Genomic DNA, 15,864 nt, shown 5'->3' on the forward strand with positions numbered 1-15,864 from the left:
GCCGCGGCCTGGCTCAGCCCTTGAACGTGGACAGGCCGAAGTCGCCGAACGGCTCGTCACGCTCGCGCACGGCCTGCTTGAAGCCCGCTGCCGCGGCGCGCTGCTGGAAGGCGTAGCCCTCCGGCGTGTGCCGCGTGATGCCGTCGAAGAAGGTGCCGAGGATCTGCGTGGTGTGCAGTCCCTGCTGCAGGATCGACTGATTCACCAGCAGCTTCATCATCACCAGCTGATTGATCGGCAGGCGCGCGATGCGACCGAGCAGGATCTCGAAGCGCTCGTCGAGCTGGTCCTTCGGCGCCGATTCGATCGCCAGACCCCATGCCTGCGCCTCCTTGCCCGACAGGCAGTCGCCGGTGAACAGCAGGCGCTTGGCCTTTTCCGGGCCGATGCGGTGGAACCAGATCGAGGTCGTCGGCGAACCCCAGACGCGCGCCGGCGGGTAGCCGATCTTGGCGTCGTCGGCGATCACCAGCAGGTCCGAGCACAGCGCCATGTCGGTGCCGCCGGCGACGCAGAAGCCGTGCACCTTGCACACCACCGGCTTCTCGCTGTGGAACAGGCTCATGAAGCCTCGCACGTTGCGGCTCATCATCGCGTAGTCGAGCACCGGGTCCCAGACGCCGCGCGGATCGTGATTGCGCATCTGCACGCGCGGATCGAGTGGCGAGCCGGGCGGCACGGCCGGGTTGTCGCTGGCCAGTTCCATCCTCTCGGCGCTGTCCACGAGGTCGTAGCCGCCGCAGAAGCCCGAGCCGTTGCCGCTGAGTGCGATCACGTGCACCGCCGGATCGAGATTGGCGCGCTCGACGCAGGCGGCCAGCTCGCGCGGCAGGTCCATGGTGATGCCGTTGCCGCGTTCCGGACGATCGAGCGTGATACGGGCGATGCGTCCGGTGACCGCATAGGTCATGGTCTTGAGCGTGTCCATCGTCAGGTCCTCAGGTCTCGAACCGGCCGTGCCGTCCGGCGCCCTGGGTGAAGCGCGTCGCGCCGGCGACGGTCTCGCCGGACCGCAGCGTCGTCAGGCCGTGACGGAACTCGTTGGCGAGCGCCTCCGCTTCCGACAGGTGCCACTGCTCGTAGGCGCTGCGGCGGTCGTTGCGCAGGCAGGCCTGCGGATGCGCGGCGATCTGCAGCGCGAGCTTCTCGGCCTCGGCCAGCGCCTGCCCGGCGGGCACGACACGGTTGGCGAGGCCGATACGCTCGGCCTCGTGCGCATCGACCGGCCGGCCGGTCAGAATCAGGTCGAGCGCGCGCGACATGCCGATCAGGCGCGGCAGCCGCACCGTGCCGCCGTCGATCAGCGGCACGCCGAAGCGCCGGCAGAACACGCCGAACACAGCGCTCTCGTCGGCGACGCGCAGGTCGCACCAGCACGCCAGTTCCAGACCGCCGGCGACGCAGTAACCGGACACCGCGGCGATCACCGGCTTGGACAGCTGCAGGCGCGACGGCCCCATCGGCCCGTCGCCTTCGGCGTCGATGCGGTTGGCCCGCGCCGGCTCGCCAGAGGCCACCGCCTTGAGATCCGCTCCGGCGCAGAAGTGGGCGCCGGCGCCGGTGAGAATCGCGACCTTGAACGCCTCGTCCGCATCGAACGCGCGGAACGCAGCGGCGAGCGCCGCGGCGGTCGGACCATCGACCGCGTTGCGCGCCTGCGGCCGGTCGATGGCGACGATCAACAGCGGCGCACGCCGCTCGATCCGGATCGTGGGCTCCGACATCTGTGCTCTCCCGCCGAATGGGGCCGCAGTGTCGCACAGGCTTCAGACGTGGATCGCGTGTCCCAGCGCGCCCAGGGCCGCTTCCGGCAGCGTCTCGCTGATCGTCGGGTGGACGTGGATCGTGTGCGCGAGGTCTTCGAGCACCGCGCCCATCTCCAGCGCGTGCGCGAACTCGCCGGACAGTTCCGAGGCATGTGCGCCGACAGCGTGGATGCCGAGCACGAGGTGATTGTCGGCGCGCGCGGTGACACGCACGAAGCCGCCGTCCGAGCCGGCCTCCATCGTCAGCGCGCGGCCGTTGGCGGCGAACGGGAACTGCCCGGTGACGATGTCGATGCCCTGCGCCTTGGCCTGCTCCGGCGTCAGGCCGGCGGCGACGATCTCCGGCTCGGTGAAGCACACGGCGGCGATGGCCACCGGATCGAAGGCACGCCGTTTTCCGGCGATGATCTCGGCGACCCTCTCGCCCTGCGCCGAGGCCTTGTGCGCGAGCATCGGCTCGCCGACGAGATCGCCGATCGCCCAGACATTGCGCATCGAGGTGCGGCACTGCGCGTCGATTTTCACGAACGGGCCGTTCATGTCGACCGCCATGTTCTCCAGACCCCAGCCACGCGTATTCGGGCGACGGCCGACGGCGACGAGCACCTGGTCGCAGACCAGCGTCGCCGGCGCCGCGTCGCCGGTCTGAACGGACAGGTGCAGGCCGTCGGCGCGGCGCGCGACGCCCAGCGCCCGGGTGTTCAGATGCACGGCGCTGCCGCGTTTCCTGAGCCACTGCTCGACCGGCCGCACCAGCGCGCTGTCGTAGATCGGCAGGATACGGTCCAGCGCCTCGACGAAGGTGACCGCGACCCCGAGCTTGGCGAAGGCAATGCCCAGCTCGAGACCGATGTAGCCGGCGCCGACCACGACCAGGCGCTTCGGCAGTTCGGAGAGCGCCAGCGCCTCGGTCGAAGAGATCACGCCGTCGCCGAACGGCAGGCTCGGCAGCGCGGCCGCCACCGAGCCATTGGCGAGGACCACGTGCTCGGCGTGGATCTCGACCGGCGTGTCGCCGGCCACCGTGCAGGTCTTGGCATCGCTGAAGCTCGCGTGGCCCTGGATCACGCGCACCCGGGCCTTCTTCAGCAGGCCGGCGATGCCGCTGCTGAGGCGATCGACGATGCCGTCCTTCCATCGCACCGTCGCCGCCAGATCCAGGCGCGGCGCGGCGTCGAGCGCGATGCCCAGGTGGCCGGCGCCGACGTGATGACGCAGGTCGTCGAACTTGCTCGCCGCGTGGATCATCGCCTTGGACGGGATGCAGCCGCGGATCAGGCAGGTGCCGCCCAGGCGCCCGCTCTCCACCAGCGTCGTGTCCAGCCCGAGCTGGCCGGCGCGGATCGCGCACACGTAGCCGCCGGGTCCGCCACCGACCACCAGGACCTTGGTATTGACCTTCTCCATGGACATCATCGACTCCCTCCTGCCTCGCCTTGTCATTCCCACGCAAGCGGGAATCCAGTGACACCGTCACGGCACTGCGCGCCGCGTGGATGCCCGCCGGCGCGGGCATGACGGTTGGGCTATTCCATGAACAATGTCGCCGGGTGTTCCAGCACGTTCTTCACCGCCTGGATGAACGAAGCCGCGTCGTAGCCATCGACGATACGGTGGTCGAAGGACGACGACAGGTTCATCGTCAGCCGCGGCACGACCGTGCCGTTGCGGAACACCGCGCGCTCGACGAGCTTGTTGACGCCGATGATCGCGACTTCCGGCGCATTGATCACCGGTGTCGAGACGATGCCGCCGAGCGCGCCGAGGCTGGTGATCGTGATCGTCGAGCCGGACAGTTCCTCGCGCGTGGCCTTGCCCGCGCGCGCGGTCTCGGCCAGACGCCGGATCGCGGCCGCCATCTGCCAGACGTCGAGCGTCTCGGCGTGACGCACGACCGGCACGACCAGTCCGTTGGGCGTCTGCGTCGCGATGCCGCAGTGCACGGCGGCATAGCGGCGCACGATGCCGGCCTCGTCGTCGTAGGTCGAGTTGACCTGCGGGAAGCGCGGCAGCGTGCGCACCAGTGCGCGGAGCAGGAACGGCAGCAGCGTCAGCTTGGGCTGCTCGGGCTTGCGCATGTCGTTGAGATGCAGGCGCAGCGCCTCCAGCTCGGTGACGTCGAGTTCCTCGACATAGGCGAAATGCGGGATGCGCTGCTTGGCGCGCTGCATCGCCTCGGCGATCTTGCGCCGCACACCGATGACCTTGATCTCCTCGACCGCGGTGCGCGGCGCGGACGCGGCGACCACCGCCGGACGCGCGCCGCCGGCGATGTAGGCATCGAGGTCGGCATGGGTGATGCGGCCGGCCGGACCGCTGCCGGGAACAAACTGCAGCTCGATGCCCAGCTCGCGTGCGCGCTGGCGCACCGCCGGCGCGGCGATCGGCTTGTCACCCGGCTTGCGCGCGGCGGCCTGCGGAAGTCCTGCTGCTGATTGGTCATTCCCGCGCAAGCGGGAATCCAGAGACGGCACGGGTACAGTGCTGGCCGCTGCTGGATGCCCGCCTTCGCGGGCATGACCTTGAACTGCCAGGGAAGGAACATCGGTGGGCTTCGTGGATACAGCGGCTGGCGCCTCATCCTTCGCATTGCCGGCGCCTTCGACTTCGAGCACCACCAGCGGCCCGCCGACCGGCACCTTGTCGCCCGGCTCGCCGCGCAGCTCGACGATCCGGCCGGCGACCGGCGACGGAATCTCGACTGCGGCCTTCTCGGTGAGCATATCGACCAGCGGCTGGTCCTCGACGACGACGTCGCCGGGCTTGACGCGCCAGGCGGCGATCTCAGACTCGGCGATGCCCTCGCCGACGTCCGGCAGCTTGAAGATGTATCGCCCCATGTCAGGCCTCCATCACGCGCTTGAGGGCCGGGATCACCCGTTGCGGCCCGGGGAAGTAGTGCCACTCGAAGGCGTGCGGATACGGCGTGTCCCAGCCGGTGACGCGCTCGATCGGCGCTTCGAGATGATGGAAGCAGTGCTCCTGCACCAGCGCCGACAGCTCGGCGCCGAAGCCGCTGGTGCGCGTCGCCTCGTGCACGATCACGCAGCGCCCGGTCTTCTTCACCGAGGCGACGATCGTGTCGAGGTCGATCGGCAGCAGCGTACGCAGGTCGATCACCTCGCCATCGACCCCGGCCTCCTCGACCGCGGCGCGGCAGACATGGACCATCGTGCCGTAGGCGAGCACGGTGACGTCGCTGCCGGGCCGCGCGATCGCCGCCTTGCCCAGCTCGATCCGGTAATAGCCCTCGGGCACTTCGGACTGCGGGAACTTCGACCAGGGTTGCAGCGGCCGGTCGTGGTGGCCATCGAAGGGGCCGTTGTAGATGCGCTTGGGCTCGAAGAAGATCACCGGATCGTCGTCCTCGATCGCAGCGATCAGCAGGCCCTTGGCGTCGTAGGGATTCGACGGCATCACCGTCTTCAGGCCGCAGACGTGGGTGAACACGCCCTCCGGACTCTGCGAATGCGTCTGCCCGCCGAAGATGCCGCCGCCGCAGGGCGCGCGCACCGTGATCGGCGCCCAGAACTCGCCGCCGGAGCGGTAGCGCAGGCGCGCCGCCTCGGACACGAGCTGGTCGAAGGCCGGGTAGATGTAGTCGGCGAACTGGATCTCCGCGACCGGGCGCAGCCCATAGACGCCCATGCCGATCGCGGTGCCGAGGATGCCGCCCTCGGCGATCGGCGTGTCGAACACGCGCGTCTTGCCGTGCTTCTTCTGCAGGCCCGCGGTGGCGCGGAACACGCCGCCGAAATAGCCGACGTCCTCGCCGAAGATGACGACGTTGTCGTCGCGGCCGAGCATCACGTCGAGCGCGGAATTGATCGCCTGGATCATGTTCATCGTCGCCATGATCAGTACCCCATTTCCTGGCGCTGCCGGACCAGGTGCGGCGGCATCTCCTTGAACACGTCCTCGAACATGGTCTTCGGACTGGCCGGCGGGGTGCTCAGCGTGCCGTAGCTCTCCGCTTCCTTGAGATCGGCCTTCACCTTCTCCTCCAGCTCCTGCGTGAGCGCGGCATGACGCGCCTCGCTCCATTCGCCGAGCGTGATCAGGTGTCGTTTCAGGCGCTCGACCGGATCGCCGAGCGGCCAGCAGTCGAACTCGTCCTGCGGCCGGTAGGCGGACGGATCGTCGCTGGTCGAATGCGCGGCGGCGCGGTAGGTGAACAGCTCGATCAGCGTCGGCCCGCCGTTGCCGCGCGCGCGGTCGGCGGCCCACTTCGTCGCCGCATAGACCGCGAGGAAGTCGTTGCCGTCCACGCGCAGGCCCGGCACGCCGTAGCCGATCGCACGCGCCGCGAAGGTCGCGCGCTCGCCGCCGGCGATGCCCTGGAACGACGAGATCGCGTACTGGTTGTTGACGACGTTGAGGATCACCGGTGCCTGATAGACGCTGGCGAAGGTCAGCGCGTAGTGGAAGTCGGCCTCGGCGGTGGTGCCCTCGCCGACCCAGCTCGCGGCGATGCGCGTGTCGCCCTTCATCGCCGAGGCCATCGCCCAGCCGACCGCCTGCGGATACTGCGTGCCGAGGTTGCCGGAGATCGAGAAGAAGTTCTTCTCGCGCACCGAGTACATGATCGGCAACTGGCGCCCTTTCAGGCGGTCGCGCGTGTTGTTGAAGATCTGGCACATCATCTCGACCAGCGAGTGCCCGCGCGCGATCAGCAGGCCCTGCTGGCGGTAGCTCGGGAACAGCATGTCGCCCGGATCGAGCGCATAGGCCTGCGCGACCGCGACCGCCTCCTCGCCGGTGGACTTCATGTAGAACGAGGTCTTGCCCTGGCGCTGCACGCGCAGCATGCGGTCGTCGAAGGCACGCGTCAGCATCATGTCGCGCAGGCCGCGGCGCAGGGTGTCGGCGTCGAGCCGCGGATTCCACTCGCCGACCGCGTTGCCGTCGTCGTCGAGCACGCGGATCAGCGCGTCGGCGTAGTCGCGCAGCGCCGGTTCGCCGGCGTCCAGGGGCGGCCGCGGCAGCCGGCCGGCCGGCGGCACCTTGATGTTGCTGAAATCGGGTTTCTCGCCGGGCCGCGCCGGCGGTTCGGGCACATGCAGCCGCAGCGGTCCCCCGGGGGGTGCCGCGGCCGGCTCGGTCGGCTTCTTGCGCGCCATGACGCCTCTCCTCGGTGGCGCAGCCGGGGCTGCGCGAATCAAAGGAACATTCTAGAAACAGCGCCGCGGACCATCGTCCCTGATTTGCGCCACGGATGGCCAAGATGGGAACATCGTTCCTGTTAATTGCTCGTTTTCGGAACAGATGAAAGAAAATCTGGATGGTCTGGACGTGCGCATTCTCGATCTGCTGCAGCGTGACGCGACGCTGCCGATCGCCGAGATCGCCGAGAGGGTGGCCTCGTCGAAGACCGTGGTCTGGCGGCGCATCCAGAAACTGCTCGACAGCGGCGTGATCCGTGAACGCGTCGCCGTGCTCGATCACCGCAAGGTCGGCCTTGGCGTGATGGTGATCGCGCACGTGAAGATGGCGCGCCACGGCCGCGACGTGTTGCCGCGTTTCCTCGAAGCGGTGAAGCTGTTCCCGCAGGTCATCGAGTGCCACACACTGATGGGCGACGTCGATTTCCTGCTCAAGATCCTGGTCGAGAGCGTCGAGGACTACGAGCATTTCTTCTGGCAGAAGCTGTCGAAGATCGACGGCGTGCAGGAGATCAGCTCGTCGATCTCGATGAGCCAGACCGTCAACACCACGCGCCTGCCGCTGCACGCCGCGCGCGGCTGATTCCCCGCGCCCCGGCGAGCGGCAGGCCACGATCGACCAGTGGTCGGCACCGGGACGCCTTATCTAGTGCCGCGGGCGCCGGGCTTGCTAGAGTGGCGCCATACCGCCCCGAGGGACCCGGCATGAATCAGACCGAGGATCGTCGTCCCCGACACCCGCGCCGGCATCGGACGAGCGTGCTGTCCGCGACCCTGGCGCTGGGCCTCACGGCTGCGGCGCAGGCCGCAGCGGCGGGTACCGAGCTGGCCGCACTGGAGCAGGCCGCCGTCAGCCAGGATCTGACCCTGCTGTCACTGGAAGACCTGATGCGCATCGAGGTGACCTCGGTGTCCAAGCGCAGCGAACCGCTGATGGACGCCGCGGCCGCCATCTCGGTGCTGACCGGCGAGGAGATCCGCCGCGCCGGTGCGCGCAATCTGGCGGAGGCGCTGCGTCTGATCCCCGGCGTCAACGTCGCGGCGAGCAGCGCACAGAGCTATGCCATCGGCATCCGCGGCTTCAACAGCACGTCGAGCGACAAGCTGGAGGTGCTGGTCGATGGCCGCAGCGTCTATACCCCGCTGTTCTCCGGCGTGTTCTGGGACGCCCTCGACACCTACCTGCCAGACATCGACCGCATCGAGGTGATCCGTGGCCCCGGCGCCGCGCTGTGGGGGGCGAACGCGGTCAACGGCGTGATCAACATCGTCACCAAACCGGCCGACGAGACGCTGGGCACGCGCCTGGACGCCGCCGCCGGCACGCAGGAACTCGGCTACATCGGTGGACGCAGCGGCAGCCGCGTCGGCGAGCGCGGCGCGCTGCGGCTGTACGGCCAGGCACGCGAGATCGACCGCAGCGAGCGCGCCGACGGCAGCGACGCACAGGACGGCATGCGCTTCCGCCAGTTCGGCTTCCGCGGCGACTACAAGGGAGAGCGCGACGGCCTGACCCTGTCCGGCGACTTCCACGACGGCAGCATCCGCTCGGTCACGATCCAGCAGCAGCCCGCCACCTCCGACCTGCTCGGCGCGCATCTGCTGGCCAACTGGACACGCAACGACATCGCCGGCGGACGCCTGTCCACGCAGATGTCGTACGCGCACAGCGACCGCCGTCAGCCGACGGTGTTCGCGGAGGTACGCGACACGCTGGACATCGACGTGCAGCACGACCGCGTCTGGGGCGAGCGCCATCACCTGACCTATGGCCTGAGCTACCGCGATTCGCAGGACCGCACCGGCGCATTCCCGGACTACGTGATCTTCTTCGCGCCGGCCGAGCGCCGGCTGCAGACCTACGGCGTCTTCGCGCAGGACCAGATCGCGCTCGCCGAGGCGCTGACGCTGACGCTGGGCAGCAAGTTCGAGTACAACGATTTCACCGGCTTCGAGTTCCAGCCCAACGTCCGCGCCGGCTGGCGCCTGTCGCCGCGGCTGTTCACCTGGGCGGCGATCTCCCGCGCGGTGCGCACGCCCAACCGGCTGGATTCCGACATCGCGATCTACTGCCCGCCGCCCGACGGCTTTCCGCCGGTCTGCGGCCCCGGCGCGTTCCGCATCGGCAACCCGGACCTGGAGTCGGAGAAGGTGCACAGCCTCGACTGGGGCCTGCGTGCCGGCCTGTCCGAGCACATGACCGTCGATCTGGCGCTGTTCTACAACCGCTACACGGAATTGCGCAGCACCGAGACCGACCGCCCCTTCGGCCGCTTCGCCAACGAGCTGGACGGCCACGGCTACGGCAGCGAGCTGATCTTCAACTGGCAGCTGCTCGACACGCTGCGCCTGCAGGCCAGCTACGCCTTCCTCGAACTCGACATCGACGCCTCCGGCCGCAGCACCGACACGACCACGCCGGCGACCTGGGAAGGCAGCGATCCGCATCATCGCGCGCGCCTGCGCGCCACCTGGCAGCCGCTGCCGGCGTGGAGCCTGGACGGCTTCCTGCGCTATGTCGGCCGCCTCGACGCCTACGACGTGCCGGCCTACACGGAGCTGAACCTGCGCGCGGCCTGGCGGCCGCGGCCGGAACTCGAGTTCGCGCTCGCCGGCAGCGACCTGCTCGACGACCGCCACCCCGAGTTCGGGCGCAACACCGCGACGAGCTTCCGTTCCGAGGTCGAGCGCGCCGTGCGCCTCACGGTCGGCTGGGAGTGGCGCTGATGAACCCGCGCACGCTGCTCCGGAACGGCCTGCTGGTGCTGCTGCTGGCGGGCGCGGCGATGCCGCTGCGCGCCGCCGAACTGCCGGAGTACAAACTCAAGGCCGCGTTCGTCTTCAACTTCGTGCGCTTCACCAGCTGGCCGCCGGAGCGCCTGCCCGACGACGGCTCGACGATCGAGATCTGCGCGGCGGCCGAGACGGAGTTCGTCAACGCGCTGCGCGAGGCCGTCACCGGCAAGTCGATCGGCACTCACCCACTGCGCGTGCGCGAAGTCGCGCCGGGCGACGACACCGGCAGCTGCCACGTCGTCTATGTCGGCAACCGCAGCGATGCCGGCCGCATCCTCGCCGCCACCGCCGGCCGCGGCATCCTCACCGTGCACAACGGCGACAGCGCCAGCCGCGACGGCGTGGTGCGCTTCTTCATCGACGACCGCCGCATCCGCTTCGAGATCAACGCCGGCGCCGCCACCCGCGAGAGCCTGCAACTCAGCTCCAAGCTGCTGAGTCTGGCCAACGTCGTCTCCTTGTGAACCGGGCGGTCGTCGCGTCCGCGGGCTGGTTCCGCAACATCCCTATCCGGCGCAAGCTGACGATCCTGATGGCGCTGTCGAGCGCCGTCGGCCTGCTGATCGCCGGCATCGTGCTGATCGGCTATACCGGTGGCACGGCGCGCACCGCCGCGCTGCGCGACCTCGAAGCGACGGCACGCATCGCCGCCGACAACGTGACCGCCGCGCTGATCTTCGGCGACGTGCAGACCGCCGATCAGCTGCTGTCGGCGCTGCGCGCGAAGACCGAGATCGATGCCGCCTGCCTGTATGCGGCCAGCGGCGAGGATCCGCCGCAGCTGTTCGCCGTGTTCCGCGCCCACGGCGACGTCGAATGTCCGGCCCAGCCCGGGCCGCCGGGGGTGCGCCAGCGGGTCGATCGCTTCGAATCGGTGCGCGCCGTCGAACAGGACCGCGAGCGCATCGGCTGGCTGTGGCTGCGCCAGGACCTGCGCCCGCTGCGGCACAGCCTGTCGGTGCAGATCGCGATCACGCTGGCGGTGCTGGCGCTCAGCCTGCTGATCAGCCTGGCCATCGCCTGGGCGATGCAGCCGGCGCTCGCCGAACCGATCCTCGGCCTGGCCGGCGTCGCGCGCCGCGTCTCCGAGTCCGGCGATTACAGCCAGCGCGCGCACAAGTTCGGCAACGACGAGGTCGGCCGACTGGTCGATGACTTCAACCTGATGCTCGACCAGATCGCGCTGCGCGACCGCGAGATCGAGCGCGCGCGCGACGCGCTGGCACAGCAGGTCCACGAGAAGACGCAGGCCAATGAGGAACTCACCGCAACGCTGGAACGGCTGCGCGAGGCGCAGGCGCAGCTGGTGCAGGCCGAACGCCTGGCCTCGCTCGGCGGCCTGGTCGCCGGCGTCGCCCACGAGATCAACACGCCGGTCGGCGTCGGCGTCACCGCGGCCTCGACGCTGGAGGACTGGACGCGCGACATCGAGCGCCAGTACCGCAGCAACGAACTCAAGCGTTCGGACCTGGAGCGCTTCATCGAGGTGGCGCGCGAGTCCTCGCTGATCATCCTGCGCAACCTGCAGCGCGCCGCCGACCTGATCCACAGCTTCAAGCAGGTCGCGGTCGATCAGTCGAGCGGCGAGCGGCGCCGCTTCCGCCTCAAGTCGTACATCGACGAGGTGCTGCTGAGCCTGGCGCCGAAGACCAAGAAGTCCGGACACGGCATCGAGATCCGCTGCGCCGACGACATCGAGCTGGACAGTTATCCCGGCGCGATCGCGCAGATCCTGACCAACTTCATCAGCAATTCGCTGCTGCATGCCTTCCCCGACGGCCGCCGCGGCACGCTGCGCATCGCGGTGGCCGCGGCCGAGGGCTGGGTGACACTCGAATACGCCGACGACGGCGTCGGCATCCCCGCCGAGCACCTCAAGCGCGTCTTCGACCCCTTTTTCACGACCAAGCGCGGCACCGGCGGCAGTGGCCTGGGGCTGCACATCGTCTTCAATCTCGTGCACCAGCTGCTCGGCGGTACCATCGAAGTGTCCAGCGCGCCCGACCAGGGCACCCGCTTCGTGGTGCGCTTTCCCGTCAACGCTCCCGGAGCCTCACCATGACCGAAGCGACGCTCACCTTCGCGGACGAACGGACGGCCGGCCCGCCCGACGACCCGGAACGCTGGTCGGTGCTGGTGGTCGATGACGAAGCCGAGATCCACGCCGTCACCACGCTGGCGCTGGAGGGCATGACCTTCTGCGGACACGGCCTGCGCTTCCTGCACGCCAGCTCCGGCGCCGAGGCCCGCGAGCTGCTGCGCCAGAACCGCGACATCGCGCTGGTCCTGCTCGATGTCGTCATGGAAACCGATCACGCCGGGCTGGAAGTGGTCGAGTACGTGCGCAACGGCCTCAACGATCCGTTCGTGCGCATCATCCTGCGCACCGGCCAGCCCGGCCAGGCGCCCGAACTGCAGGTGATCACGCGCTACGACATCAACGACTACCGGCACAAGACCGAGCTGACCCGCGAACGGCTCTACACGACCGTTTACACCGCGCTGTCCACCTACCGCGACCTGATCGCGCTGGAAGCCAACCGGCGCGGCCTCGAAAAGGTCATCCGCGCGACCGCCGAGCTGTTCGAGGCCGATTCGATTGAGCACCTGGCGCAGGGCGTGCTCGAACAGCTGATCGCGCTGCTGTTCCTGCGCCGCGATGCGGTGATGCTGCACGCCGCCGGGATCGCGGCCGCCGGCCCCGGCAGCGAACTGGTGATCGTCGCCGGCACCGGCCAGTACGCGCCGCTGGTCGGCAAGCCGGCGAGCGCGGCGCTGCCGCCACCGGTGCTCGGCGTGATCGACGCGGCGCGCCAGGCGCGCCGTCCGGTGTTCGGTCCCAACTACTTCGTCCGCCACGACGTCAACGGCAGCACCGGCGAATGGGTGTTCTACGTCGGCGCCGACCAGCCGCTGGGCGAACCGGACCGCGTGCTGATCGAACTATTCTGCCGCAACGTCGCGCTGGCCCGCCGCCATCTGCTGCTGCGCAAGCAGGCCGGCGAAATCCACGGTACGCTGCCGTCATGAGCACCGCCAGCGATCAGCTCCGCTTCGCCGACGACGCGCCGCCGCCGGAGGCGACGCCCTCGTGGAAGGTGCTGGTCGTCGATGACGATCCCGAGGTGCATGCGGTCACACGCCTCGCACTGGACCGCTGCCGCTACGACGGCCGCCCGATCGCGGTGCTCAGCGCGGCCAGCGCCGCGGAGGGGCGCACGCTGCTCGCCCAGCACGACGACATCGCGCTGATACTCCTGGACGTGGTGATGGAGACGCCGCACGCGGGCCTGGACTTCGTGCGCCATGTGCGCGAGGCGCTCGGCAACCGCCTGATCCGCATCGTGCTGCGCACCGGCCAGCCGGGCGAGGCACCGCCGCGCGAAGTGGTGACGCGCTACGAGATCGACGACTACCGGACCAAGACCGAACTGACCTTCGAGCGGCTGCAGATCATCGTCATCACCGCGCTGCGCGGATACACGATGGTCGCATCGCTGGCCGAGCGCGAGGCCGAGCTGATACGGCGCAACGAGCAGCTCGAACGCTTCACCGACCTCGCCTCGCAGGACCTGCAGGAACCGCTGCGCAACATCGTCAGCAGCACGCAGCTGCTGACGCGCCGGCTCGACAGCACGCTGGCGCCCGACGATGCCCGCATCCTGACCGAACTGGCCGACGCCGCGCACCTGGCCTACCGCACGATCGACAGCCTCGTCGAGTACGCGCGGCTGGGACGCAACCTGGGCGCCCCGCGCGTCCTGCAGCTCGACGACGTGCTGCGCGGCGCGCTGTCGCGGCTGCGCCCGTTCCTGCAGGGACGCGGCGCGCAGATCGCGATCGACCCGCTGCCGCAGGTGCGCGGCCACGCCGACCTGCTGGAGCTGGCTTTCGCCCACCTGATCGAGAACGCGGTGCGCTACCGTGGCGCGGCCGCGCCGCAGATCCGCGTCACCGCCACCACGGACGAGCGCAGCACCGAGATCCGCGTCGCCGACAACGGCATCGGCATCGATCCACGCTTGATCGACAAGATCTTCGAACCCTTCTCGCGCCTGCATACACCGAGCCGCTATCCGGGCGCAGGCCTGGGGCTGGCGATCGCGCGCCGCGCGGTCGAGCTCGATGGCGGGACGCTGACGGCCACGTCCGACCCCGGCGTCGGCACGACGATGATCCTGCGCCTGCCGCGCCACAGACCCGGCGGCTGAAGCCACGGACACGGCTTTCCGTGGAACAATCCGCGCATCGACTGCGCGGAGATCCGGAATGCAGCACGCCCAACCCCTCGATGCCCGCCCGGTGGGCGCGTCGGCCGTGCGCGAACAGGTGTACATGGTGTTCCCGAACGACCTGAACTCCAACGACACCGTGTTCGGCGGCCTGATCATGGCGCAGATGGACCGCTTCGCCGCGGTCGCCGCCGACCGTCACGCCGGCGGCGTCTGCGTCACCGCCAGCGTCGATGCCGTGCACTTCATCGCCCCGGCCAAGGGCGGCGACGTGTTGATCTTCAACTGCGCGGTCAACCGCGCCTGGCAGACGTCGATGGAAGTCGGCTGCAAGGTCGAGGCGGAGAAGATCGGCGGCGGCGAACGCCGGCACATCCTGTCCGCGTACCTGACGTTCGTCGCGGTGGACCGCGACGGCAAACCGCGGCCGGTGCCCGCGCTCATGCCCGAGACCGACGTGGAACGCCACCGCTACGAGGAAGCACAGCTGCGCCGCGAACTGCGCCTGCGCCACGCCGAGGAACTCAAGCGACTGCGCGCCGGGCGCAGGTCTTAGCTCGTTTTGAAAGTCCCGGCCAGGGACGGCCGCGGCTTGTGCAGGATGCGCACTAGGGCGCGTCGGCCTGGGCGTCGGGGTGCGCGCGCTGGAAAGCCGGCAGCGTGCCGCAATGCGCCGCGACCCGTGCCAGGCGCGGGTACTGCGTCGCATCGCAGCCGAAGCGCTCGGCGGAGTAGATCTGCGGCACCAGGACGCAGTCGGCCCAGGTCGGCGTCTCGCCGAACGCGAACGGCGTGTCCGGACGATGCTGCAATTCCATTTCCAGCGCCGCCAGGCCACGCGTGATCCAGTGCCGCAGCCAGACGTTGCGCGCATCCTCGGCGATCTTCAGACGCTCGCCCAGGTAGCGCAGCACCGACGTGTTCTGCAGCGGCTGGATGTCGGCCGCGATCGTCAGGCAGAAGGCACGCACGCGCGCCTGCTCGCGCGGATCGGACGGCAGCAGCGCCGGCTGCGGCCGCGTGGCTTCCAGGTAATCGAGGATCGCCAGCGACTGGTTGACGACGAAGTCGCCATCGACCAGCAGCGGCACGCGTGACTGCGGATTGAGCCGCCGGTAGGTCTCCAGGAATTGCTCGCCGCCGTCGCGCAGCAGGTGGATCGGCACCGTCTCGTAAGCCAGGCCCTTGAGATTGAGCGCGATGCGCACGCGGAACGCGGACGACGATCGCCAGTAGGAATAGAGCTTGAGCATCGGCGTCTCTCCGCGACGTTCAACCCTTGTAGCGTGCCACCACCTGCTCGATCGCACCGAACACCGAGTGCCCCTGCGCGTCGAGCATCTCGATGTGCACCTGGTCGCCGAAACGCAGGAACGGCGTCTTCGGCTTGCCGGACTGGATCGTCTCGATCATGCGCACTTCGGCCAGGCAGGAGTAGCCGACACCGCCTTCGGCGACGGGTTTTCCCGGTCCGCCATCGGGACCGCGGTTGGAGACGGTGCCGGAGCCGATGATGCTGCCGGCACCGAGCGGGCGCGTCTTCGCCGCGTGCGCGATCAAGGTCGGGAAGTCGAAGGTCATGTCGGTGCCGGCGTCGGGCTGCCCGAGCAGCTGGCCGTTGATGCTGGAACGCAGCGGCAGGTGCACCTTGCCGCCATCCCACGCGCCGCCGAGTTCGTCCGGCGTGACCGCGACCGGCGAGAACGCGCTCGACGGCTTGGACTGGAAGAAGCCGAAACCCTTGGCCAGCTCGGCCGGAATCAGGTTGCGCAGCGAGACGTCGTTGACCAGCATCAGCAGCCGGATCTGCGCACCTGCCGTCTCTGCACTGGCGCCCATCGGCACGTCGCCGGTGACGACGGCAATCTCCGCTTCGAGGTCGATGCCCCAGTCCTCCGAAGCCGCCTC

The 15,864-nt window shown here is 69.4% G+C and carries 15 protein-coding genes; 7 read left to right on the forward strand and 8 right to left on the reverse strand.

What is annotated here, in order from left to right:
• Positions 1-13: 13 nt before the first annotated feature.
• From AAG565_RS02045 to AAG565_RS02070, 6 genes are all read right to left on the reverse strand, one after another.
• Positions 14-928 carry a crotonase/enoyl-CoA hydratase family protein gene (locus tag AAG565_RS02045; protein ID WP_348817878.1) on the reverse strand — a complete coding sequence of 305 codons (915 nt, stop codon included), beginning with the start codon at positions 926-928 and terminating at the stop codon, positions 14-16.
• 10 nt (positions 929-938) lie between these two features.
• Entirely contained in the window at positions 939-1,724 is a 786-nt protein-coding gene (locus AAG565_RS02050) for a crotonase/enoyl-CoA hydratase family protein (RefSeq protein ID WP_348817879.1), read from the reverse strand.
• 42 nt (positions 1,725-1,766) lie between these two features.
• Positions 1,767-3,173: a dihydrolipoyl dehydrogenase gene (gene lpdA / locus AAG565_RS02055; protein WP_348817892.1), complete on the reverse strand. Its 1,407-nt coding sequence runs from the start codon at positions 3,171-3,173 to the stop codon at positions 1,767-1,769.
• Between the two features lie 119 nt (positions 3,174-3,292).
• The gene (locus AAG565_RS02060) at positions 3,293-4,606 is read right to left on the reverse strand and encodes a dihydrolipoamide acetyltransferase family protein (RefSeq protein WP_348817880.1); all 1,314 of its coding nucleotides are present in this window, start codon (positions 4,604-4,606) and stop codon (positions 3,293-3,295) included.
• A 1-nt stretch (position 4,607) separates the two neighbouring features.
• Positions 4,608-5,621 carry an alpha-ketoacid dehydrogenase subunit beta gene (locus AAG565_RS02065; RefSeq protein ID WP_348817881.1) on the reverse strand — a complete coding sequence of 338 codons (1,014 nt, stop codon included), beginning with the start codon at positions 5,619-5,621 and terminating at the stop codon, positions 4,608-4,610.
• 2 nt (positions 5,622-5,623) lie between these two features.
• Entirely contained in the window at positions 5,624-6,886 is a 1,263-nt protein-coding gene (locus AAG565_RS02070) for a thiamine pyrophosphate-dependent enzyme (RefSeq protein WP_348817882.1), read from the reverse strand.
• 145 nt (positions 6,887-7,031) lie between these two features.
• On the opposite strand from AAG565_RS02070, the gene AAG565_RS02075 reads away from it, so the two are divergent.
• The 7 genes from AAG565_RS02075 (at position 7,032) to AAG565_RS02105 (ending at position 14,512) form a co-directional block, all read left to right on the forward strand.
• On the forward strand, positions 7,032-7,511 hold the full coding sequence (locus tag AAG565_RS02075; RefSeq protein WP_348817883.1) for an Lrp/AsnC family transcriptional regulator: 480 nt from the start codon (positions 7,032-7,034) through the stop codon (positions 7,509-7,511).
• 122 nt (positions 7,512-7,633) lie between these two features.
• Positions 7,634-9,655 (forward strand): TonB-dependent receptor, encoded by a 2,022-nt coding sequence (locus tag AAG565_RS02080; protein ID WP_348817884.1) that lies wholly within the window; start codon positions 7,634-7,636, stop codon positions 9,653-9,655.
• A complete protein-coding gene (locus AAG565_RS02085; RefSeq protein ID WP_348817885.1) occupies positions 9,655-10,188 on the forward strand; it encodes a YfiR family protein in 534 nt (177 codons plus the stop codon). Before AAG565_RS02080 ends, AAG565_RS02085 begins: the two co-directional genes overlap by 1 nt.
• Positions 10,185-11,786: an ATP-binding protein gene (locus AAG565_RS02090; protein ID WP_348817886.1), complete on the forward strand. Its 1,602-nt coding sequence runs from the start codon at positions 10,185-10,187 to the stop codon at positions 11,784-11,786. Before AAG565_RS02085 ends, AAG565_RS02090 begins: the two co-directional genes overlap by 4 nt.
• The gene (locus tag AAG565_RS02095; RefSeq protein ID WP_348817887.1) at positions 11,783-12,754 is read left to right on the forward strand and encodes a DUF3369 domain-containing protein; all 972 of its coding nucleotides are present in this window, start codon (positions 11,783-11,785) and stop codon (positions 12,752-12,754) included. Before AAG565_RS02090 ends, AAG565_RS02095 begins: the two co-directional genes overlap by 4 nt.
• A complete protein-coding gene (locus tag AAG565_RS02100) occupies positions 12,751-13,935 on the forward strand; it encodes an ATP-binding protein (RefSeq protein ID WP_348817888.1) in 1,185 nt (394 codons plus the stop codon). Before AAG565_RS02095 ends, AAG565_RS02100 begins: the two co-directional genes overlap by 4 nt.
• A 58-nt stretch (positions 13,936-13,993) precedes the next feature.
• The gene (locus AAG565_RS02105) at positions 13,994-14,512 is read left to right on the forward strand and encodes an acyl-CoA thioesterase (protein ID WP_348817889.1); all 519 of its coding nucleotides are present in this window, start codon (positions 13,994-13,996) and stop codon (positions 14,510-14,512) included.
• Positions 14,513-14,564: 52 nt separating this feature from the next.
• Here the strand turns inward: AAG565_RS02105 and maiA are convergent, their stop codons facing one another.
• Together maiA and AAG565_RS02115 are read right to left on the reverse strand one after the other, a co-directional pair.
• Positions 14,565-15,209 carry a maleylacetoacetate isomerase gene (maiA, locus tag AAG565_RS02110; protein WP_348817890.1) on the reverse strand — a complete coding sequence of 215 codons (645 nt, stop codon included), beginning with the start codon at positions 15,207-15,209 and terminating at the stop codon, positions 14,565-14,567.
• A gap of 19 nt (positions 15,210-15,228) precedes the next feature.
• On the reverse strand, positions 15,229-15,864 hold a 636-nt coding region (locus AAG565_RS02115), incomplete at its 5' end, for a fumarylacetoacetate hydrolase family protein (protein ID WP_348817891.1).

The organism is Fontimonas sp. SYSU GA230001 (assembly GCF_040066175.1).
GTDB lineage: Bacteria > Pseudomonadota > Gammaproteobacteria > Nevskiales > Nevskiaceae > Solimonas.

Coding starts and splice junctions, on each gene's coding strand:
- AAG565_RS02045 (WP_348817878.1), bottom strand. CDS start 928: ATGGACACGCTCAAGACCATGACCTATGCGGTCACCGGACGCATCGCC.
- AAG565_RS02050 (WP_348817879.1), bottom strand. CDS start 1,724: ATGTCGGAGCCCACGATCCGGATCGAGCGGCGTGCGCCGCTGTTGATC.
- lpdA (WP_348817892.1), bottom strand. CDS start 3,173: ATGGAGAAGGTCAATACCAAGGTCCTGGTGGTCGGTGGCGGACCCGGC.
- AAG565_RS02060 (WP_348817880.1), bottom strand. CDS start 4,606: ATGGGGCGATACATCTTCAAGCTGCCGGACGTCGGCGAGGGCATCGCC.
- AAG565_RS02065 (WP_348817881.1), bottom strand. CDS start 5,621: ATGGCGACGATGAACATGATCCAGGCGATCAATTCCGCGCTCGACGTG.
- AAG565_RS02070 (WP_348817882.1), bottom strand. CDS start 6,886: ATGGCGCGCAAGAAGCCGACCGAGCCGGCCGCGGCACCCCCCGGGGGA.
- AAG565_RS02075 (WP_348817883.1), top strand. CDS start 7,032: ATGAAAGAAAATCTGGATGGTCTGGACGTGCGCATTCTCGATCTGCTG.
- AAG565_RS02080 (WP_348817884.1), top strand. CDS start 7,634: ATGAATCAGACCGAGGATCGTCGTCCCCGACACCCGCGCCGGCATCGG.
- AAG565_RS02085 (WP_348817885.1), top strand. CDS start 9,655: ATGAACCCGCGCACGCTGCTCCGGAACGGCCTGCTGGTGCTGCTGCTG.
- AAG565_RS02095 (WP_348817887.1), top strand. CDS start 11,783: ATGACCGAAGCGACGCTCACCTTCGCGGACGAACGGACGGCCGGCCCG.
- AAG565_RS02100 (WP_348817888.1), top strand. CDS start 12,751: ATGAGCACCGCCAGCGATCAGCTCCGCTTCGCCGACGACGCGCCGCCG.
- AAG565_RS02105 (WP_348817889.1), top strand. CDS start 13,994: ATGCAGCACGCCCAACCCCTCGATGCCCGCCCGGTGGGCGCGTCGGCC.
- maiA (WP_348817890.1), bottom strand. CDS start 15,209: ATGCTCAAGCTCTATTCCTACTGGCGATCGTCGTCCGCGTTCCGCGTG.